Below are 20,954 nucleotides of genomic sequence, written 5' to 3'. Positions count from 1 at the left end.
TGATGAGCAAAGCCAAGCAGGTGACTCGGGGCTGGACTGACGTCCACACCGGCGTCGCATTGTGCTTCGTTCTCGCGGCAGTGGCAGGTTTACTCGGTGGTCTGGAATCCGGGCCGATTCGCCTCGTGGTCCTCGGGGTTGCCGTGGTGTGTGTCCTGGTCGGAATGTTCTTCGACGGCGTGACCGGCCTGGTGGTCGGACTCGTCGCAGCTACGGCAGCTGTGGTGGCGAAACGCTTCTTCGGTGTGTGGAATCGCGAGCAGTTCGTCTTGGCAGTGGCCATCGCGGTGTGCTTCCTGGTTCTCGGTTGGGCCGCCGGCCTCGTCGGTACGCGCATTCGCCAGAGTGCACGCACGGCAGAGCCCGCGGACACGGAGGTGCGGCCTGTCTACGGATCGTTGGGGCTGTTGTCCGAGGATCGTGCCCGTCCGAGGCTCGAAGACGAAATCAGCCGTGCGCACATGCATCGGCGTGCACTCGGGCTAGTGATCCTGCACGTTCGGATCACCGAACCGCACCTGGACGAGCCGGCGCGACAGGCGGTACGGCGGGCCGTAGCCCGGCTGGTCGAGAGCCTTCTTCGCGACACCGATGTGCCGTTCGCGCTGTCGCCCGACGAGTTCGGCGCGATCCTGCCGGAGACCGATTCGGTGGAGGGTTGGCGAGTGGTCGGCCCACTCGTGGACGCTGCCGGCCGGTCGACCTTCACCGACCGCGAGGGCGGTCGGCGCCGCAGCGTGGGGGAGTGCGCCGAGGTGTACGCGGGTCTGTCCTTCCTGACTCCCGACGTGGCCGATGCCGATTCGATGATCGAGCAGGCTCGGGTTGCGCACGGCGCCGAGGTGATGGCATGACACGCGCAGCCGTCGGACTGTTGGTATTGCTCGTGATCGGCGCGGCGCTCCTGTTCTACTGGCGGATCTCCATTCGGGGACATCAACGGCGCCTGCGCCAGTTGGATGTTCGTGTCCACGTCAACGGAATCCGCGGCAAGTCCACCGTTACGCGACTCGTCGGCGGGGTGCTCCGCGAGGGCGGCTATGTCACGGTCGCGAAGACGACCGGAAGTGCTGCCCGAGTGATCGGCCCACACGGCGAGGAGACGCCGATCTTTCGGCGTGGTGCCGCCAACATCAACGAGCAGATCGACATCGTCGCCGAGCACATCAAGCCCGACGTGGAAGCTCTCATCATCGAGTGCATGGCGGTTCGTCCTCTGTACCAACAGTATTCGCAGGACTACATGGTGCGGTCCGACATCACCGTGATCACCAACGTGCGTGAGGACCATCAGGAAGAGATGGGCGAGACTCTCGAGGAGATCGCGGACTCGATGTCCGTCACCATTCCTCGGGGCGGTGTGGTGATCACCGCCGAAGATCGCCCGCACCTGCGGCAGCGTCTGGCCATGCGGGCCGAGGAACGCGGCAGCACCCTCGTCTATGCAGACGCCGAGAGTGTCGACGACGAGGACATGCGCGGATTCGACTACCTGCAGTTCAAGGCCAACGTCGCCATCGGACTCGCAATTGCGCGGCTGTCCGGCGTCAGCAGGCAGGCCGCCCTCGAGGGGATGTGGAAGTCTGTTCCCGATGTCGGTGTGGTGCGTCTGCGTTCGTACGACATCCGCGGAAAATCCGTGCTGTGGGTCCCGATGTTCGCAGCCAACGACCGCGAGAGCGTGGCACTGACGTTCGCCACGTTGCAGGCACAGTTCCCGCCGGACGCCACGGTGATCGGAATTCTGAACAATCGCCGCGATCGCGGTCGACGGGCAGAGCTGTTCTCCCACATGGTTCCCGACGACCTCTCCGGCTACCTCGATCATGTGGTGACGTTCGGTGCATACGAGGACACCGTCACCAAGACGATGGTCGAGCGCGGGTACGGGCGTGAGCGGATCCACCAGATGGGGGAGACCGTACAGCCGACACTCGATCAGATCCTGGACAAGGTCGCCGACCTGATCGAAGGCCCGACCGGGGTTCTGGTGGGCATGATCAACATTCACACCGATCAGGCCGAGCTGTTGATCGACCACTTCCAGGAACTGCAGGGCGCGGACCACCGCAACGAGATGGACGAGTCGCGTGATCCGCGTCGGGCAGCGATCGGGGTGTCCCGCCTGCGCCGCGCGGGCGCGCACCACCCGAGGACTTCCACACAGGTAGAGGCTGGGCCTCTGCATGTTTGAGTACGACTTCGCGCCGGAGGTCGTTCGTGTTGCCCTGGTGATGGGCGTCGTTCTGAGCATGCTCTTCTACGAGCGCGTGCAGTTGACGACCGGTGGGGCAATCGTTCCGGCTTACCTGGCCTTGAGCGTGACACAACCGTTGGCCATCGCGGTGACCGTGGGCGTCGGCTATCTCACCTATGTGCTGGTGAGTGTGGTCCTCGCGAAGAAGCTGATCCTGTACGGGCGCAGGAAGTTCGAATGGGAGATGCTGGTCGGCCTCGCGCTGATCCTGATCTGCACGATCGCGGCCGGCGCCCTCGGCCACTTCGACCCGACGTTCTTCGCCCTCGCCGGTATCGGCTTCCTCGTACCGGGAATCATCGCGCACGACATGTCCCGGCAGAAGCCGCTGCGTACGGTCCTTGCCATCGGGGCGACGACGCTGATTCTCGTCGTCTTCCTCGTGCTCTTCTCGTCGCTGATGTCGATCGCCCCCGGAACTTCCAGCGACGACACGGTGCGACTGGCCGCCGTGCTCGGCTATCCACGCGAACTGTTGCTGCTCGCGGTGGCGATCAGCGTGGGCGTGGGCATGTTCGTGTTCGCGAAACTGGGCCTGCGTTCGGGTGGCTTCATCACCGGCGCATACCTCGCGCTCGTCAGCCCGCGCTGGGCGGACATCGTGTTCGCCGCGGTGGTTGCGCTGATCACCTGGTTCGTGGTGGTCAAGCTTCTGATGCCGCGTCTGCTGATATTCGGTCGCCGCAAGCTGTCCACGATGGTGCTGGTGGGCGCGATCGTCAGCTGGGGTGCCGAACTGTTGGTCACCCACTTCACCGGCGGCGACTACATCCCGTGGCGCGGCCTGACGGTGGCGACCCTGATGGTTCCGGCGCTGCTGGCCAACGATGCGCAGCGACAGGGCTGGGAACGCACGGTGTGGGGCTCCGTCCTGACCGCGGTCGGCGTCTACGCCGGAACGAATCTACTTGCCGCAGCGGGCATTGCCCTCGGCCTGCTGTGATGGCGAAGACAGGAAGGCTCTTGTGAAGACTCGAGAACAACCACGACGGGGTTGGCGTCGCTGGGCGTTGCCGACCCTTGCGACCGGAGTCGTTCTGGGCGTCGCAGTGACGGCCGCGGTCCAGATGCCGGACCACGTGATCGAGGTCGAGGCGGGTAATGCGAACGCGGTGCGCGGAACCGTGGTGGACGAGACCGGTGAGCCGGTGTCCGGCGCCTCGGTTCGTGTCGCCGGTGAACTGGTCCGCAGCGGAGACGACGGCGGCTTCGAGTTGCCGCTGGACTCGCCCGCACTTGCGGTATCCGAGTCGAGTGGGCATCTTCCGCGAACGCAGGCGGTGGCTCCGGGCGAGGAGGCACGCATCGAGTTGACCTCCCGCGCAGACTCGTCGACGGCGCTGCGCTTCGGCGGCGACGTCATGTTCGGTCGGCACTACTACGAGAAGACCGACGACGGACCGGCCCTCCTCGGAAAGAACGCGGATGCTGCTCAGCATGCCGACCTCCTTTCCGGAGTCGCTCCGTTGCTACAGGACGCAGACCTCTCTGTGGTGAACCTCGAGTCGCCGTTGACAGACGATCCGTACTTCCCGGAAGACGGGCCGCGTCCCCCGCAGATGCACCCCACCAAGAAAAGTGCGTATGCGTCGGCGACGGAGTCCGCGGAGGCTTTGCGGATGTCGGGTGTGGACGTGGTGTCGATGGCGAACGATCACGCTTTCGATGCCCTGGACGCGGGCGTGGACAGCACAGTCGGCGCCCTGGACAAGGCCGGTGTCGCCCACTTCGGGGCAGGTCGAAACGAGGACGAGGCGTGGGCGCCGGCGATCGTGCCGCGTGACAACGGCACCGTCGCGTTCGTGGGATGCACGACGGTGGACGGGGAGCAGAACCCGGTTCCGTACGTGGCCGACGACGATCGCGGCGGCGCCGCAGAGTGCTCGACCAAGAAGATCGAGCGCGCCGTGCGCGACGCGCAGAAGAAGGCGGACACCGTCGTCTTCATGATCCACGGTGGCACCCAGAACGAGCGCGAGCAGTCCCCGACGGTTCGGCGGATGTCCGATGCCGCCGCCAAGGCAGGTGCCGCGATCGTCGTCGGCGGACACCCGCACGTGAGCGGCGGAATACGTACGGTCGGCGATTCGGTGATCGCCGAGTCGACCGGAAACCTCCTGTACGACCAGTCGCTGTGGGCGTCGGCGCCTTCGCAACTGCTCAGGGTGGACGTGCGCGGGGGCAGGCCGGTGCACACGAGTGCCGATCCGATCGTGCTCGAAGAGTCTCGTCCGGTCCCCGTCGTCGGCGCCCTGGCCGACTCGGCCTCGCGCATCGTCGCCGGGTCCGTCCCAGGGCCGGCCCGACTCGGCGGTTCGGGTGCCGAGATCACGGCAGGCCCGTCGGCGCGGCCGGAGACGACAGACGTGTCGTTGCAGCCGGGTGTGCCACGGCGTCTGGCGCCCGGTCGGTTCGTCGGTGAAGCTGCGCCCGGGCAGCAACTCGGTAGCGACTTGTTGTGGGGTTCGGGAAGATTCGAGGATCAGGACACGGACCCCGCGTCGAAGGGCGTCAACCTGTGGGACCTCGGTCAGGCTGCCCGCACGACGACGTCGGCCGCGTGTGCAGACTCCCGAGACCGTGACCCGGAAGACGACGGAACTTCGAACGGCAAGGGACTCGAGCTGGTTCGCAGCCCGAAGAGCACCGAGGATGTGTACGCCACTCCGGGACGCCGCGTGAGTGTGACGGAGGGGCAGCACGTCTCACTGCTCGCGGACGTACGGTCGGCGTCGCCCGGGTCACAGCTCGAGCTGCGTTGGTACAACGGCCTCAGCGGCAAGAGCGTCGGTGCGGACGAGATCGTCGTCCCGGAAGGCGACCGGTCCAGTGGTGACTGCACTCAGGTTCGAGTGGATGCGGTGGTCCCGCCCGGTGCAGTCGCGGCCCAGCCGTTCGTGCGGCTCAGCCCGCCGGACGATTCGCTCAGCGGACCACGCCTCGCAGTGGACGACGTCCGCCTCGTCGCGTGGGCGCCGGAGGGCGCGGCCGGCCGCGAGTTCGATACCGTGGAGACGACCCGACCGGGATCCATCCGTGTGAGCAGTGACAGGGCGGACGGTTCCGGTCCCCTCGTCGGAAACGGAGCCGGTACCGAATGACACGCGTCCCCCGAATCGTTCGATACGGAGGCGCAGCGGTTCTCGCGGGAGTGGTGATGATGTCGACAGCTACGGCGTGTTCGAACGATCCGGTTCCCGAGCCGCCTGAGAAGCTGTCCTCGTTGGTGTCTCGAGTGGTGAAGGTCTCGCCCAATCGTGAATCGACCGCGTACGCCCCGCCGTCGCGCGGTACTGCCCAGTCGGTGGCGGCCGGTGTGTCGGAGTTGCTGAGCACGGGGGACACCCAGCTCGACTCGTACGACTTGGAGCCGGTGTCGGTCGAACGATCAGGGAAGGACGACGAGGGTACTCGGCAGCCGGCGATCTCTGCGCTCGTCGAGCGTGGCGACCCCACGGCGGGGAACGGCCTGTACGTCGTTCGCGACAATCCCGAGGTGACGTCGCCGCTCGTCGTTCAGATTCCGCATCCGGTGGCGGACAAGTACTCGGAGCACATGGGTACCCAGCTCTTCTCCGAGTCGAACGCACGGCTGTTCATGATGGCCGGTGCGCATCGAAAGGCCGGTGACGACAGCGCCGACGTGGCGCACCGTAGCGACACCACGTTCGCTGCGGTGAACGATGCCGTGGTGCAGAAGGGAACGACGGTGGTCCAGATCCACGGGTTCTCCTCCGACAACCACGACGACTTCGGCGACGTCGTGCTCTCGAGCACCGTCGACGAGCCCAGTCCGGCGGTTCGGCAGCTCGAGGACGACCTCGACGACAACGGCTTCGACACGTGCACCTACGACGGCAAGAAGTGCAAGGCACTTGCGGCGACCACCAACGTGCAGGCGATCGCCGCTCGTGAACGGGGTGCCGAGTTCATCCACATCGAGGTGAACCAGGATGTCCGCCGCGACAAGTCCGAGCGCAGAGAACTCGTGCGGGTGATCACCGAATCGCTCCGTTCGTCGGGAATCGGATAGGGCGGCGCACGATCGTGCAACGGATGAATCCGCGGGACGCCCTCATGTACTGGATCTCCGAGAAGATCCCGAACGACCAGTTCCTCTTGTACGCGTTCGACACGGACGAGGTGGACGCGGACGTCCTTCGCTCGTGGGTGAAAGAGCGAGCCGAGTGTGTGGCCGACCTCGGTCTGGTGGTGCGCGACGTTCCGAGGACCGTGGACTATCCGGTGTGGGAGCCGCGCGCGGTCGGTGACGATCAGATCGTCGTGCATCCCCTGCCCGACTCGACATGGGCGGAGTGCACCGACGCCGTCGCAGATCTGCTCGGCACCGGCGTGGACGCTCGCGTGAGCCCGTGGACCCTGCATCTGTTCCCCGGTGTTCGTGGGGTTCCGGAAAGCAGGTCGTCCACGGCCCTGGTCGCGGTGTTGCAGCTCTCGCATGCTCTCGCAGACGGGCAGCGGGCTGCCGGAATCGCACGGGAACTCTTCGGTCCGGACGTGCCACCGCGCACCCACGCCTCGTCTGCGCCACCACCGACCCCACTGTTGGTCGCCTGGGGGCTGGCCCGCATGCCGCTGCAGATCGGACGGATGGTCGTGGCGAGCGTTCGCTCCTACCGGGCGTATCGGGAATCGGAGGCGTTGACGGCCGACGGCACGTTGCCACCGAAGCTCGACGGCCGCGAACTGACGGCGCTGAATGCAGACCCGCACGGCTGCCACGGCATTCGGCTGATCACCCTGCCGCTGGCAGCGTTGCGCGGTGGGTCGGCGACGGTCACCGTGGTCGTCCTGGCCGCGATCTCCGTGGCAGTCGCGGAGTATCTCGAGAGTCGGGGGAGTGCGGCGCCGGACCGTCTCGGAGCAGAAGTGACGGTCGCTCTTCCTGGTGAGGCGAAGTCACGCAATCACTTTCGAAACGTAGGTGTCGACCTGTATCCGAGCGAAACGGATCTGGCGGTACGAGCCGAAAAGATCGGTCGCGCGTTGGACCAGCGGAAGGCGCGCTCTCTGCATCCCTCGGTCGCGTCACAGGGGGACCCGATGGCGGTCACCCCGGCACCGATGATTCGGGCGGGGGTGCGCAGCTATTCGCCGGACGAGCTGCCCGACAGCGTATCCGGCAACACGGTTCTGACCAGTGTGAACCGCGGCCCGGCCGACCTCTCGTTCTGCGGGGGTCCGGTGTTGTTCACGGCCGGATTCCCTGCGCTCTCTCCGGTCATGGGTGTCACGCACGGCGTGTACAGCATCGGTGAGACCGTCACTGTGAGTGTCCATTTCGGTCCCGGCGTGATGGCCGACCCGGACGCGTACGAAGAACTACTGCGGCGCGCTCTCGACGACGTTCGGGTCGCTACCGGCTGAGAACCATTCCAGCAGCTTCTCGTACACACCTTCGTGATTGAGCAGTGTGAAGTGGTTTGCGCGTGGCACGTGCAGACCGTCTTCCTCGCGAAAACCGATTCGCCGGGTGCGATTCACGCCGCTTGCGCTCGGACGCAACACCATGCCGTCGCCGATCACTCGGCCGGCCGGATGATTCGGGCTCGTGGTGATCACCGCGGACACGAAATAGTGTGCTGCGTCCGGGAGGAGCGGGATCTCACTGTAGATCGCGGCTCGCAGTGCGTCGCGATCGCGTCCGCGCCAGTCCTCGTCCACGAGCGAACCTTGATGCAGGTCACGGATACCCGAACTTCGTCGGCGAAGAAGACGGCCGAACGCCCGGGTTTCGGGCACCGCCACCAACGCGGCGCTGGCGCGGTGAACGAATTGTTCGAGTGGCGCGCCGAGGTGCGGCGTACCGAGCGACACGGTGTGGCGGACCGAACGCACCCATTCGGAATTCTCGATCGTCGCCAGGTGGCACGCGCTGCGAGCGACAAGACCGCCCATCGAATGCCCGACGAGCGTGATCTCTTCCACCGGAACCGGCCAGGAAGCACTCAACTTCTCGAGCAATTCGTGCAGTGAGCGTCCGTTGTCGGAGATGTGGCGTCCGGTGTTGAACCGGATCTGTACCTCCGTGCAGCCCAAGTCCGTCTCGAGTCGTTCGCCGTAGGTGGGCCTACCGCCGAGCCGCCAGGCGTTCTCGGTCTCGACCAGCCCGTGCAGAAAGACGACGATCCGGGAGGACGCGGCAGGGAAGGCCGCCGCGAGTGCTTCGGGTTCCGTGGGGATCGGTCTGCCCTCGCGCCGCACCGACATGTCCGTGGCCAAGGGGGAGTGGTCGTTCTCCAGCACGTCCCCGATGAAGCCCTGGAGAACACCTATCAGCACCGCGCCGCGCACGGTCTCGGATGGAGGAGTGCTCTCCTGCGTCGGCAGGTCGAGCGTCTTGCCCGCCACGTATCCGCCGGCTCGCGCCGATTCGGTGATCGTCGAGTACACGATGTCCGTGATCGTGTCGTGGATCGTTTTCGCCGGTCGAACGGTGGAACCGAGCCCCAACCGGAGGCCGGCGAAAACGCGATCCGACACTGCTCGGTGCACCCCGCCTATCCCTTGGGCTGCGGTCCCGATCTCGTCGAGGGCGAGATGCGCCAGGGCACGCACCTCGGCACGCCTCTGGGTATTGGTGGTCGCCACGTCATTGAGTGTACACGTGTGCACTCAATGTTTGTGGCTATGTGATCAGGAGACTGTTTCCGGGCGCTTCCCGATCGTCAACGTCACCTCACCGGTGTGGGCGAAGAAGTCGTTGCCCTTGTCGTCCACCACGATGAAGGCGGGGAAGTCCTCGACGTCGATTTTCCAGACGGCTTCCATGCCCAGTTCCTCGTACTCGACGACCTCGACGTTCTTGATGCAGTCGAGCGCCAGCCGCGCGGCCGGGCCGCCGATCGAACCGAGGTAGAAGCCGCCGTGCGTGTCGCACGCGTCGGTGACCTGCTTGGATCGGTTGCCCTTCGCGAGCATCACCATCGAACCGCCCGCGGCCTGGAACTGCTCCACGTAAGAGTCCATCCGGCCCGCGGTGGTGGGGCCGAACGATCCCGAGGCCATGCCGTCCGGGGTCTTCGCCGGTCCGGCGTAGTAGACGGGGTGATCCTTGAGGTACTGGGGCATTTCCTCGCCCGCGTCGAGGCGTTCCTTGATCTTGGAATGCGCGATGTCGCGGGCAACCACGAGGGGTCCCGTCAGCGACAGTCTGGTCTTGACAGGGTGCTTCGAGAGTTCCTCGAGGATCTCCGGCATCGGCTTGGTGAGGTCGATCTTGACCGCGGCGCCCTTGCCGGTGCCCGAGACGCCCGACGTCTCGGCGTCGAGTTGCTTGTCGGTGACCTCGGGCAGGAAGCGGCCCGGTTCGAACTCGAGCTTTTCGAGGAACACACCTTCGGGGGTGATCTTCGCCTTGGCCTGGCGGTCCGCCGAGCACGACACCGCGATGGCGACGGGCAGCGAAGCGCCGTGCCGGGGGAGACGGACCACGCGAACGTCGTGGCAGAAGTACTTGCCGCCGAACTGTGCGCCGATGCCGATCTTCTGGGTGAGCTCGAAGACCTTCTGCTCGAGGTCCAGGTCGCGGAATCCGCGGCCGGTGATGGCACCTTCGGTGGGCAGTTCGTCGAGGTAGTGCGCCGAGGCGTACTTGGCCGTCTTGAGTGCGAACTCCGCCGAGGTGCCGCCCACGACGATCGCCAGGTGGTACGGCGGGCAGGCCGCCGTACCGATGCCACGGATCTTGGCCTCGAGGAACTGCATCATCGAGTCCGGGTTCAGGATCGCCTTGGTTTCCTGGAAGAGGTAGGACTTGTTGGCGCTGCCACCACCCTTGGCCATGAACAGGAACTTGTAGGAATTCTCGTGCCCGGCGGCGGTGTCGGCGTACAGCTCGATCTGCGCAGGCAGGTTGCTGCCGGTGTTCTTCTCGTCCCACATCGTGAGGGGCGCGTTCTGCGAGTAGCGCAGGTTCAGTCGGGTGTACGCGTCGTACACGCCGCGAGCGATGGCCTCTTCGTCGGCGCCGGGGGTGAGGACCTGCTGACCGCGCTTGCCCATGACGATCGCGGTGCCGGTGTCCTGGCACATGGGCAGTACTCCGGCCGCTGCGATGTTCGCGTTCTTCAGGAGGTCGAGTGCCACGAACTTGTCGTTGTTCGAGGCTTCGGGATCGTCCTGGATGCTCGCGAGCTGGGTGAGGTGATCGGTGCGGAGGTAATGAGAGATGTCGTGCAGTGCCGTCTCGGTGAGGAGCCGCATCGCTTCCGGCTCCACCTGGAGAAACGTGCGTCCGCCCGGACCTTCGACCGTGGAAACCCCTTCTGTGGTCAACAGCCGATACTCGGTGGGATCTTCACCTGTCGGCAGCAGGTCCTCGTAGAGGAAGTCGGCCATTGTATCTCCTGAACAGAAGGGATTGGGGGCTACGTTCTCCAGGCTATCGGGGCCGGAACCGTCGTTTTACGTGGGGTTGGACGCTCAGGTGAGGCGGTGTGGCCTACGTAACACGGGCCTGTCGACTCGGGTGCCCGATCCGTACACTGGTATGGATGTCTTCGCCCAGCATGACTGCCGTTGCCCGACCCGTCGCTGGTGTTCGCCCGGCGTTCCACGCCTGGTTCGACGTCGCACTCGTGGTCGCGGTCCTCGTCGGCACCAATCTGATCGCCCACTTCACGACGGCGTGGGCGAGTATCGCCACCGTGCCCATCGCGGCGGTGATCCTGCTCGTGCTGTCGCGTCGACGTGGCCTCGGCTGGGGCGAGCTCGGGCTGTCTCCGCGTCACTGGCGCAAAGGTGCGTTGTACTCGCTCGGGGCCGTAGGGCTCGTTCTCGCGGTCGTCGCCATCGGGGCGGCCCTCCCGCTCACGCGGCCCTTCTTTCTCTCGGACCGTTACGCCACGGTGTCCGGTGCGCTGATCGCGTCCATGATCGTCATTCCGCTGCAGACCGTGATTCCCGAGGAACTGGCATTCCGTGGCGTACTCCACGGCACCCTCGAACGCGTCTACGGTGCGCGCGGGGTGTTCGCTGCCGGCTCGCTGATGTTCGGGCTGTGGCACATCGCGTCCTCACTCGGACTCACGACGGGCAATGCCGGCCTGACCGGCTTCCTCGGCGGTGGGACGGCGGGCAAGATCGTCGGCATCCTCGGCGCGGTCGTCGCGACGGCTGCGGCCGGCGTGGTCTTCACGTGGTTGCGTCGCAGGAGTGGGAGCCTCCTTGCGCCGATCGCGCTGCACTGGTCATTGAACGGCCTCGGCGCACTCGCTGCTGCCCTCGTGTGGCACATGACCCTCGCCTGAAAGTTCTCTCCCGAGAACGCTGCCTGGCCCTCGGCCGCGAACGCGGCTCGGCAATACTGTCCACGAACTTTCGTCGACAGAGGAGAACCGTGCGCGTACTGGTGACTGGTGGGACCGGATTCGTCGGGGCGTGGAGTGCTGCCGCCGCCGTCCAGGCAGGACACGAGGTGAGGTTCCTCGTCCGAGATCCCGCGCGGCTACCGGGCAGCGCAGGTGCGCTGGGACTCGACACCTCCGATTTCGCGGTAGGGGACATCACCGATCTGGACTCGGTGCGTGCGGCACTCGAAGGTTGCGACGCGGTGATTCATGCGGCGGCCGTCGTCGCGACGGATCCGAGACGCACCGACGAGATGCTGCAGACCAACCTTCGTGGTGCCGAGAACGTTCTCGGCACTGCCGCCGAAATGGGGCTCGACCCGATCGTGCACGTCTCGAGCATCGCGGCGCTGTTCGAACCCGGCCGCGACCTGTTGACCGCGGAGCTTCCCGTGCACGGCGCCGCCGATGCATACGGGCAGTCCAAGGCTCGTGTCGAGATCTTCGCGCGCGGACTGCAGGCGGCAGGCGCTCCCGTGGTCATCACCTACCCGGGAATGGTGCTCGGCCCGCCCGCGGGGAACCAGTTCGGTGAGGCGGCCCAGGCCGTCGAGGTCGCGGCGAGGATCAGGGGCCTTCCCGGCCGCGGCGCGGCGTGGACTCTGGTGGACGTTCGCGACCTCGCCGCGCTGCACGCCGCGCTTCTCGAACCGGGCAAGGGTCCGCGCAGGTTCACCGCAGGCGGACACACGTTGTCCGTCGGCGAGACGGTGGCGATGCTGGGCCGCATTACCGGCGACCGCATGTCGACCTATCCGATCCCGGACGTCGCACTTCGACTGACCGGCAGAGTGCTCGACGTCCTCGTCGGCGTGGTCCCGTTCCGGACGCCGATCTCGGAAGCCGCCATGGAGTACTACACACGTATGCCCCGAACCGACGACACCCCCAGCGAGAGCCAGCTGGGGGTGTCGTATCGAGATCCACGAGAGACGTTGTCCGACACAGTGGTCGGATTGCGCAACGTCGGACGCATCGGCAGGACGTGACCTGCCGACAGGTGGAAGGTCAGTAGAGAACTTCGCGGTGCTCGTTGGCGTAGGCGATCTGCTTGTCCGTGTCACCCGAACGCAGCTTGTTCACCCATTCCGGGTCCGCTAGCAGTGCGCGCCCGACCGCGACCAGATCGAACTCGCCGTCCTCGTACTGCTGAAGCAAGCGATCGACGCCGGTGCTCTCGGCGGCTCCTTCGGCGGTGAACGCCGTGGTGAACACCTTGTTCAGTCCGACGGAGCCCACCGTGATCGTCGGAACGCCGGTGAGCCGCTTCGTCCAGCCCGCAAGTCCCAGCTGTCCGTCGTTGCCCTCGAGTTCGGGGAACGCTGCGTCCCAGTGCCGACGCGTGGACACGTGGAGGACGTCCACGCCGGCATCGACGAGCGGTGACAGCATCTCTTCGAGTTCGGTGGGGGTCTGCGCGAGACGGGCGTCGTAGTGGTTGGACTTCCACTGCGAGTACCGGTAGACGATTGCGAAATCCTCGCCGACTGCCTCCCTGATCGACGCGACGATCTCGGCAGGGAAGCGGGTGCGGGCTCGCAACGAACCGCCGTATCCGTCGGTCCGCAGGTTGGTCTTCTCCCACAGGAACTGGTCGAGAAGGTAGCCGTGCGCGCCGTGGAGTTCGATGCCGTCGAATCCGGTCTCCTTTGCGCTCACCGCTGCGGCGACCCAGGCGTTGCGAAGATCGTCGAGGTCCGCGGTGCTGAACTCGCGACCGAGTGGCACTCCGTCGAGCGTGAGACCGGACGGGCTCGTCGACTCCACCTCCGGGTTGAGCCGCGGCTTCGCACCGCGCTCGACGCCGAGATGCCACAGCTGCGGAATGATCGAACCGCCGGCTTCGTGCACCGAATCGACGACACGCTTCCAGCCTGCGAGGCTGTCGTCGCCGTAGAAGCGCGGAACTGTCGTGAAGGGCCCAGACGAGGGGTCTGGAACGTAGGTGCCTTCGGTGATGATCAGACCCGTTCCGCCGGCGACGCGGCGGGTGTAGTAGTCGGCGACATCCTGACCGGGTATGCCGTCCGGTGAGAAGGCCCGCGTCATCGGGGCCATCGCGAAGCGATTCTTCAGCTCGAGGGATTTGACGGTGAAAGGCTCGAACAATCCGTCCACGGGAAGCGGAGTCTGTTCGGTGGCTTCGGAGATCTCGGTCATGGTGTTGTGCAACCCCTTCGCCCATGCTGCTTATTCCGAGATATGGCACTTGCGGGGTCTGTAATCTGAGACACAGCATCGGGAGGTGCCCCGCATGAGTCGAGTCGGTCAGGATCGAATCGGTGTCGATCGGATCGGGGGATGGGTCCGAAACCTCGGTTACGTTCGCAAATGGCTCGTGCTCGGAGTGGTCATCGGGATCGTGGCGGGTCTCGGCGCCGTCGTGTTCTATGCCGCCCTCACAGAGGCCACTCATCTCCTTCTCGGCAGCATCGGCGGGTACACCCCGCCCTCGGCGGCCGGTGACGGTGGCGGCAGCGGGAGCGGATCGTTCAGTCGGGCGTGGGCCGTGCCCGTAGTGGTGTGTCTCGGCGGACTCGTCTCCGGAATCCTCGTGTTCACACTTGCCCCGGAGGCAGAAGGGCACGGAACCGACGCGGCCATCGAGGCGTTCCACGAAGACCCCAAGATGATTCGGATTCGTGCGGTGCTGGTGAAGCTCGTAGCGTCCGCGATCACCATCGGGTCGGGTGGGTCGGGCGGTCGAGAGGGACCCACCGCGCAGATCTCTGCCGGTTTCGGTTCGCTGCTCGCCCGACTGGTGGATCTCTCGCCTCGCGATGGGCGCATCGCAGTCGCCGTGGGAATCGGATCCGGAATCGGTGCGATCTTCGGTGCACCCCTCGGTGGTGCCTTGCTGTGTGGGGCGATCGTCTTTCGGGACGACTTCGAGTTCGACGTGCTCGTGCCCGGACTGATCACCTCGATCGTGAGCTACTGCGTTTTCGGATCCTTCATGGGATTCGGCCCCCTGTTCGGTTACGCCGCAGCGGATTACCGTTTCGACAACCCGGTCCAGCTGGTGTGGTTCGCCGTCATCGGAGTGCTGGCCGGTGTGATCGGACTGGCCTACGCGCGCTGGTTCTACCTTGCGGTCGACCTGTTCGGACGCCTGCACGTCGCGCGGGTTCTGAAGCCGGCCATCGGAGGACTGGCGGTAGGCCTGATCGCGTTGGCGATTCCGCAGGTTCTCGGTAGCGGTTACGGCTGGGTCCAGGAAGCGCTCGATCGTGACGCGCTCACGGCCCTCCCGCTGTGGGTCGTGCTGATTCTTCCGGTGGCCAAGATCGTTGCAACCTCCCTCTCGATCGGATCGGGCGGCTCCGGCGGCATCTTCGGACCGGGAATGGTGATCGGCGCGTTCACGGGGGCCGCCGTGTGGCGGTTGCTCGAACCGATCGCTCCTGCCGTACCGGACAGCCCGGCGCCCTTCGTGATCGCCGGGATGATGGCGTGCTTCGGGAGTATCGCGCGGGCGCCGCTCGCAGTGATGGTGATGGTTGCCGAAATGACCGGCAGCATCACACTTCTGGCGCCGGCGATGGTGTCCGTCGGTCTCGGGTATCTGGTGGTGCGGACCTCGGGCGAGACCATCTACCGTGCACAGCTGTCCAATCGTGACGAAGGACGACTGCGGCGGAGCCTCGCCGCGACTTCGGTCACGGAAGTGTCGGACGATTCCGTGCGGCCGGCCGCCGGCGGAGCGCAAGTGGGCGAATCGGCTTCCGTCGCGGATGCGGTGGCGCTGTTGGGGCCCGCCGGTGCAGGTGTGAGCGTCGTCGATTCGGAGGGTGTGACGCGCGGAATCGTCACTCGCGACGGTGTCGAGCAGTGGTGCCGAGGTGTGGTGGGATCGGCGTCTTCGGACACGGTGGAGCGCGTACTCGGGACCGTGTGAGTACGGGGGAGGCGCATTCCGGCATGCTGTTCGGCATGACTGCTCTCGTTCCCCGCTACATCGATCTGCTCTGGCCCGCTCTTCAGGCGGCTATCGCCCTCGGTGGATCGGCGTCGAACGAGGAGCTCGACGGGGCGGTCGTCGAACGAGAGAGCCTGTCCACCGAGGTGCAGGGAGTCCTGCACGGCGACGGGCCGAGCACCGAGATCGAATACCGACTCGCGTGGGCACGGACGTACCTCAAGGGGATGGGACTGCTCACCAACAGCCGTCGCGGAGTCTGGAGCGTCACCGCGAAGGGACGTGAGGTCACCGAAGACGACATCCGTCCGCTGCACACCGAGTTCTCCGCCGAGAACCGCAAGAAGAATGCCGCCCGCAAGTCGGCACAGGCAGCTTCGCGCCGAGCGGACGAACCCGATACGAACATTGCGGAGGCCGAGAACCGGACCGATTGGAAGGACGCGCTGCTCGACACCCTGCTGGGTATCTCGCCCGACGCGTTCGAACGCTTGACCCAACGACTGCTGCGCGAGGCCGGGTTCTCCAGCGCCTCCATCACCAGGCGAACTCCCGGGGGCGACATGGAAGGATTGGGCGTCTACCAACTGTCGCTGCTGAGCTTCCCGGTGTTCTTCCAGTGCACGCGATACAGCGGCAGCGTCGGCGCCGGTGCGGTACGCGACTTTCGTGGCGCGATGTCCGGGCGGGGAGAGAAGGGTCTTCTCGTCACGACCGGCACCTTCACCGGCGATGCGCGTGCCGAGTCCAAGCGTGACGGTGCGCCGCCCATCGATCTGGTGGACGGGGACCGTTTGTGCGAACTGCTCAAGGAACACGGGCTCGGCGTGCAGACGACCACCCGGGTCGTCGAGGACGTCGAGATTCGGCCGGACTACTTCCAGTCGCTCGAGCCGGCCAGGTCCCGGGCATCGGCGTAGCACCTGCTCCCCACATTGCGGATCGGCTACGAACGAACGCTGATCGACCGAAAGCTCCGCGGCCGAACTCGGAATGTGTGTAAAGAGAGAAGTAGCCCTGTGTGAGAGGAGTGTTCGAATGTCGATCCCGTCCGCGCTGCCGCCCCCCGCATCTTCCGACGGTTCGACCGACGAAATGTCCGTCGATTCCGACTTCTCACCTCTTGCCGATCAGTTCTTCGCCATGTTCCGCTCTCGCGCGAGCGGAGGAGGTGCGCTCACCGTCTATCACCGGGGCCAGAAGGTCGTGGACGTGTGGGCGGGATGGGAGAACCGACATCAGCGCTGGCAGCACGACACCGTTGCGCTTTCCTTCTCCACCGGAAAAGGTGTGGCCAGTACGGTCGTCCACCGGCTCGCCGAACGCGGCGTACTCGACTACGACGCTCGTGTCGCCGACTATTGGCCGGAGTTCGGTGCCGCCGGTAAAGAGGCCATAACCGTACGAGAGCTGTTGTCCCACAGAGCCGGACTCCACCGGATTCGCGGCCTGGTTCCCCAGGGGGGCCAACTCATGGATCATGCCCTCGTCACGTCGCGGCTGGCAGCTTCTCCCGCGTCTCCGAAGCGGCTTTTCGGCCCGGGTTACCACGCGATCACTTACGGGGCACTGGTCGCGGAGTTGACGTCCCGCGCGTCGGGACGGGGCTTCACGGAACTCGTGCGCACCGAAGTCGCAGAGCCACTGGGGGTGGACGAGTTGTGGTTCGAGGTTCCGCGTGCTGAGCGATACCGGATCGCCAGTACATTTCCGAGGATCACTCCGCTCATGTTGCCGTGGGGGCCGACCGCATCGGCATTGTCCGTGGTGCCGGGCATCAAGAACTTGGCGGACGCCGGCATGCCCGCCGGATTCGATGCGCTGGTTCGCAACCCGGAACTGCACGACACCGCGATGCCCGGATGGAACGGCGTGTTCGGTTCGCGTGCCCTCGCCAAGATGTATGCGGCACTCGCCGGGCAGGGCAGCGTGGACGGTCGTACGTTGCTCCGCGCCGATACCGTGGCACAGCTGTCCGAGGTTCAGACGACGGCTCGCGATTACGTTCTCGGCATTCCGATGAACTGGCGGTTGGGATATCACGCAGGCATGGTTTCCGCCAGACGTCAGCCGCAGCATTCGTTCGGTCATTACGGGCTCGGTGGATCGGGAGCATTCGCCGATCCGGAGTCGGAACTGGCCGTCGCGTTCGTATCGAACCGTCTGGGCAACAGGGCGAATCCCATCGCCGACCTCAGACTCCCGCGTCTGGGGGCCACGGCCCAGGCGCTCGCGCGCTCCTGACAACAGCTACCCGTCAGCCACCTGGCACACTCGAGGCCTGTGTTTGCCGAGTGGCTAGCGTGACTCGTGTGAGTGTGGTGAAATCAAACGACCGAACTTACCGAAGTAGCTGTCGTCGGTGTTGCAGACACGCCGCAGCGTGACCAATGAGGTATGGGGGCTTTCCGTGCAGGTGAATCGACGACAGCTGTTCAAATACGCGGCAGCAGGCACCGCTGCGGTCGGGTTGGCGGGCCTGGCATCCACCACCCGGATCGCCGCCGCCGACGATCTGGGCATTCTCATCGACTACTCGGCCGGAGTTCCGTCCGCAGACTCGATCGCGGGAGCTGGTTACGCGGGAGCGATTCGGTACGTCTCCGATCGACGGCCGGGTGCCGAGTGGATGGAAGGCAAGCCGATGGCGGCCTCCGAGGCAGAAGCGCTCGTCGCGGCAGGGCTGTCGGTCGTCTCCTGCTACCAGTACGGCAAGTCCGACACGGCGGACTGGCGCGGCGGCCTCGAAGCCGGCAAGCGTCATGCCGAGCGCGGCCTCGAACTACACCTCGCCGCGGGCGGCCCCGAGAACAAGCCGATCTATGCCTCGATCGACGACAACCCCTCACCCGTCGAGTTCGCGACGATGATCGCTCCGTACCTGCTCGGATGGCAGTCGGTGGTGGGTAACGCGAACCTCGGGGTGTACGCCAACTCCGGGACCATCGAGCTCGCGTCGGTCGCCGGTCTGGGAACGTGGTTCTGGCAGCACGACTGGGGCACACCCGAGGGGTACGTCCACCCCGCCGCGCACCTGCATCAGTACGAGATCGACGCGCGAGATCTCGACGGCATCGGAATCGACCTCAACGCCATTTTGAAGCCCGACTACGGGCAGTGGTGACCGGCGCTCACTTCACGCCGGTTTTCGTCATCCACTCCCGCGCGACCTCGGGCAGGGTCCCGGCGGCTTCGGCTGCGCGACACCAGTTCTTGGCGGTCTTGAAGAAGTTCATCGGGTTGTACGCGTCCTCTTCGTACTTCCAGAGGTTGTCGCCCGCGTAGTGGAGGATCGTGATGTTGGCGGCCTCGTGAACGCTGCCGTCGCCGGGGTCGTTCATGGGGTTGTTGATCTCGCAGACGACCCAGCCGCGTTCCTCGTCCACGATGTACCAGGTGGGCGGAAACTTGGTCATGTGGCTGCCGGGAAAGCTGGTCATCGTGCGAACGACCCAGCGGCGAACCTCTTCGCGTCCGTGCAGGGTGCCGAACGCGTGCTCGACGTAATGAACGTCTTCCGTGAACATGTCGGCGAAGCCGGACCAGTCTCCCGTCGCAACGCACTCGGACACGGTCTTCTGAAAGTTCGCGAAAGCTTCTTCGAGCTCGTTACGGCTCCACGGCACGCTGTTCTCCCTCTGTAGTGGCTTGCGATCGCCGCGTGGCGACGCCGACCACAATGAGAACACGTTTCAGTTTTGCCGGGAAGGGTTCACCGGGAACTGTGAACCTCGAATCCTGCCGGCGCCAGGTAGTCTCGTCGGAAATCTAGTCTCGTCGGAAATCGGTATCGGATCTGGAGGATCGAATGGATATTCTCGTAGAGGTCGTCTACGCAGTCGTCGGGTTCGTCTATCAGACGTTCATCGTCGAAGGCTCGTAGCAACCGACGGTGGCTCAGGACTGGCTGTGCGACGTCAGGTCCGGGAGATCGTGTTCATCGGCGATCACGACGAGATTGGGACGCTCGTCCTCCGGCCCTTGGTGAACGCCCCGCCACGACAGCAGTGACCACCTGGACAGGCCGGACAAGGCCGATCCGAGGCTGCCGAACGACGCGGTACTGAGGGCGGAGGCGCTCGACCCGACCGAACCCACCGACAGGATCGAGCCGACACTACCGATCGACAGGATCGAGTAGGCCGAGCCGATCGAAAGAATCGAGCCCTCGGAGCGGATCGACAGGATCGATCGGTGCGAGTGCCGGGCGCGGCCGTGCTCGGCTGAACCGCAGTTGCGGGCTGAACGGCGGCTGAGCGAGTTCGACTTTCTGCGCATTCCTCGGTCTACCACCTGCGCTGCGCGGGCAAACCAGAACGGTGAACACGCCCCGCACAAAAATGGGGCCCACCGAATGAACGGTGGGCCCCATCTTCGGGTGCTTCGTCAGGCGACGTGGAACATGCCAACAGTCGGCAGGAATCCGCAGCTGATCGGCGCGGCGCCCTCGGCCTGGGTGGTGATTCCACCGGAGACCACGGCGACGACGCGGCCGGGGCCGGTCTTTGCGATGGTCGAAAGGGTGGCGGGACCGTCCGGGTTGATCTTCGCGTCGCCCGTGAGGTTCTGGGTGGCGCGCTGACCGTTGTCGATGTTGAGCCAGGTGACCGTCATCGGGGTCTGCTGTTCTGCCGCGACCGGCGAGGTGCCGAGCGCGGTGAACACGAAGCCGGCCTCGCCGGGCTTGGGTCCGGGCGGGGGAAGCTCCGAGGGGCCGGGAACTGCCAGCGCAGTGCCGACCGAATCGGCGCCGTCGCCGATGCAGTTCTTGCCGATGGTCGGGTAGAGGAACTGCGCGATGACCGGCGCGTTGTCCTTCGGAATCTCCGGGCCGCCGCCGCCACTGCCGTCGAGGAAGGTGATGACCCGCTCGAGGGTGGACTTGAGTTCCGGCGGGATGCCGGGCGCCTCGAGAAGAGTGCGAGCCTGGGCGAGAAGGTCGGCCTGAGGGTCGCCCGCGATGTCCGCGGGGCCGATTGCGGCGCCGATGATCGCCGGAGCGAACGAGGCGAGCAGGTCGACCGGAACGCCTTCGGGAACAGGCGGCGGCGTCGGCTGCGCGACGGCCTGTGCGGGCACGGCCAGTGCGGCAGCAGAAGCGATTGCGAGAGCGCCGAACGCCCTTCGCATACCTCGGGTTCGAAGCACGGTCTCCCCATCCTTGTCATAGCAGCGCGGAAACACGATTGATCCACGTCTGACGGTTCGGGGGGTCACTCTATGTACAGCGCCCCCGGGTTGTACAGCCGTACCCGATTCGAGAATGTCCGGCTGCGACTTCCGGTGGGAGTGTATGGCATACAGACCCCGGTCGTGATCTCTCGGTGACGATAGCCTGTGACAGTAGTTAATGGTGTGAATGGTGATGTAACTGTTACGGACATCCCCCCACCTGTCAGGGTCTCCG

Annotated in this window: 17 protein-coding genes and 1 pseudogene; 12 read left to right on the top strand and 6 right to left on the bottom strand. The window is 65.6% G+C overall.

The genetic code is table 11. The features are described from left to right. Positions 1–2: 2 nt before the first annotated feature. The 6 genes from ACZI8R_RS18655 to ACZI8R_RS18630 are packed head-to-tail and all read left to right on the top strand — an operon-like array spanning position 3 to position 7,645. The gene (locus ACZI8R_RS18655) at positions 3–854 is read left to right on the top strand and encodes a nucleotidyl cyclase domain-containing protein (protein WP_463381147.1); all 852 of its coding nucleotides are present in this window, start codon (positions 3–5) and stop codon (positions 852–854) included. Beyond that, the gene (gene pgsB / locus ACZI8R_RS18650; protein WP_463381146.1) at positions 851–2,194 is read left to right on the top strand and encodes a poly-gamma-glutamate synthase PgsB; all 1,344 of its coding nucleotides are present in this window, start codon (positions 851–853) and stop codon (positions 2,192–2,194) included. Before ACZI8R_RS18655 ends, pgsB begins: the two co-directional genes overlap by 4 nt. Then, on the top strand, positions 2,187–3,200 hold the full coding sequence (locus ACZI8R_RS18645) for a poly-gamma-glutamate biosynthesis protein PgsC/CapC (protein WP_463381145.1): 1,014 nt from the start codon (positions 2,187–2,189) through the stop codon (positions 3,198–3,200). Before pgsB ends, ACZI8R_RS18645 begins: the two co-directional genes overlap by 8 nt. A 22-nt stretch (positions 3,201–3,222) precedes the next feature. Beyond that, positions 3,223–5,358 carry a CapA family protein gene (locus ACZI8R_RS18640; protein WP_463381144.1) on the top strand — a complete coding sequence of 712 codons (2,136 nt, stop codon included), beginning with the start codon at positions 3,223–3,225 and terminating at the stop codon, positions 5,356–5,358. Further along, positions 5,355–6,290, top strand: coding sequence for a hypothetical protein (locus tag ACZI8R_RS18635; protein WP_463381143.1), 936 nt, complete (start codon positions 5,355–5,357; stop codon positions 6,288–6,290). The genes ACZI8R_RS18640 and ACZI8R_RS18635 overlap by 4 nt, the downstream gene beginning before the upstream one ends. A gap of 23 nt (positions 6,291–6,313) precedes the next feature. Next, positions 6,314–7,645 carry a WS/DGAT domain-containing protein gene (locus tag ACZI8R_RS18630; RefSeq protein WP_463381142.1) on the top strand — a complete coding sequence of 444 codons (1,332 nt, stop codon included), beginning with the start codon at positions 6,314–6,316 and terminating at the stop codon, positions 7,643–7,645. On the opposite strand, the gene ACZI8R_RS18625 is transcribed toward ACZI8R_RS18630, so the two are convergent. Then, positions 7,601–8,869, bottom strand: coding sequence for an alpha/beta hydrolase (locus ACZI8R_RS18625; RefSeq protein WP_463381141.1), 1,269 nt, complete (start codon positions 8,867–8,869; stop codon positions 7,601–7,603). The genes ACZI8R_RS18630 and ACZI8R_RS18625 overlap by 45 nt on opposite strands. A gap of 45 nt (positions 8,870–8,914) precedes the next feature. Continuing rightward, complete coding sequence (locus ACZI8R_RS18620; protein WP_463381140.1) at positions 8,915–10,618, bottom strand: fumarate hydratase; 1,704 nt, start codon at positions 10,616–10,618, stop codon at positions 8,915–8,917. A gap of 155 nt (positions 10,619–10,773) precedes the next feature. Between ACZI8R_RS18620 and ACZI8R_RS18615 the strand changes: the two genes are divergently transcribed. Further along, on the top strand, positions 10,774–11,529 hold the full coding sequence (locus ACZI8R_RS18615) for a CPBP family intramembrane glutamic endopeptidase (RefSeq protein WP_463381139.1): 756 nt from the start codon (positions 10,774–10,776) through the stop codon (positions 11,527–11,529). A gap of 89 nt (positions 11,530–11,618) precedes the next feature. Continuing rightward, complete coding sequence (locus ACZI8R_RS18610) at positions 11,619–12,617, top strand: NAD-dependent epimerase/dehydratase family protein (RefSeq protein ID WP_463381138.1); 999 nt, start codon at positions 11,619–11,621, stop codon at positions 12,615–12,617. Between the two features lie 19 nt (positions 12,618–12,636). Here ACZI8R_RS18610 and ACZI8R_RS18605 read toward each other — a convergent pair whose 3' ends face one another. Then, positions 12,637–13,788, bottom strand: a complete 1,152-nt coding sequence (locus tag ACZI8R_RS18605; protein ID WP_463381137.1) for an NADH:flavin oxidoreductase — start codon at positions 13,786–13,788, stop codon at positions 12,637–12,639. Between the two features lie 94 nt (positions 13,789–13,882). Here ACZI8R_RS18605 and ACZI8R_RS18600 point away from each other — a divergent pair. The 4 genes and pseudogenes from ACZI8R_RS18600 to ACZI8R_RS18585 form a co-directional block, all read left to right on the top strand. Then, positions 13,883–15,262 (top strand): annotated as a pseudogene (locus tag ACZI8R_RS18600) (chloride channel protein); the annotation flags it as partial. 287 nt (positions 15,263–15,549) lie between these two features. Beyond that, on the top strand, positions 15,550–16,467 hold the full coding sequence (locus ACZI8R_RS18595) for a restriction endonuclease (RefSeq protein WP_463381225.1): 918 nt from the start codon (positions 15,550–15,552) through the stop codon (positions 16,465–16,467). Between the two features lie 118 nt (positions 16,468–16,585). Next, positions 16,586–17,791 carry a serine hydrolase domain-containing protein gene (locus ACZI8R_RS18590; RefSeq protein WP_463381136.1) on the top strand — a complete coding sequence of 402 codons (1,206 nt, stop codon included), beginning with the start codon at positions 16,586–16,588 and terminating at the stop codon, positions 17,789–17,791. 166 nt (positions 17,792–17,957) lie between these two features. Continuing rightward, complete coding sequence (locus ACZI8R_RS18585; RefSeq protein ID WP_463381224.1) at positions 17,958–18,671, top strand: DUF1906 domain-containing protein; 714 nt, start codon at positions 17,958–17,960, stop codon at positions 18,669–18,671. A gap of 7 nt (positions 18,672–18,678) precedes the next feature. On the opposite strand, the gene ACZI8R_RS18580 is transcribed toward ACZI8R_RS18585, so the two are convergent. From ACZI8R_RS18580 to ACZI8R_RS18570, 3 genes are all read right to left on the bottom strand, one after another. Further along, complete coding sequence (locus ACZI8R_RS18580) at positions 18,679–19,173, bottom strand: nuclear transport factor 2 family protein (protein WP_463381135.1); 495 nt, start codon at positions 19,171–19,173, stop codon at positions 18,679–18,681. Positions 19,174–19,444: 271 nt separating this feature from the next. Continuing rightward, positions 19,445–19,825, bottom strand: coding sequence for a hypothetical protein (locus ACZI8R_RS18575; protein ID WP_463381134.1), 381 nt, complete (start codon positions 19,823–19,825; stop codon positions 19,445–19,447). Positions 19,826–19,933: 108 nt separating this feature from the next. Beyond that, entirely contained in the window at positions 19,934–20,677 is a 744-nt protein-coding gene (locus ACZI8R_RS18570) for an Rv1157c family protein (protein WP_463381223.1), read from the bottom strand. Positions 20,678–20,954 lie beyond the last annotated feature (277 nt).

Source organism: Rhodococcus huquni (assembly GCF_055231055.1).
Note: the sequence above shows the minus strand (reverse complement) of the source record. Positions and strands in the feature narration are given on the sequence as shown.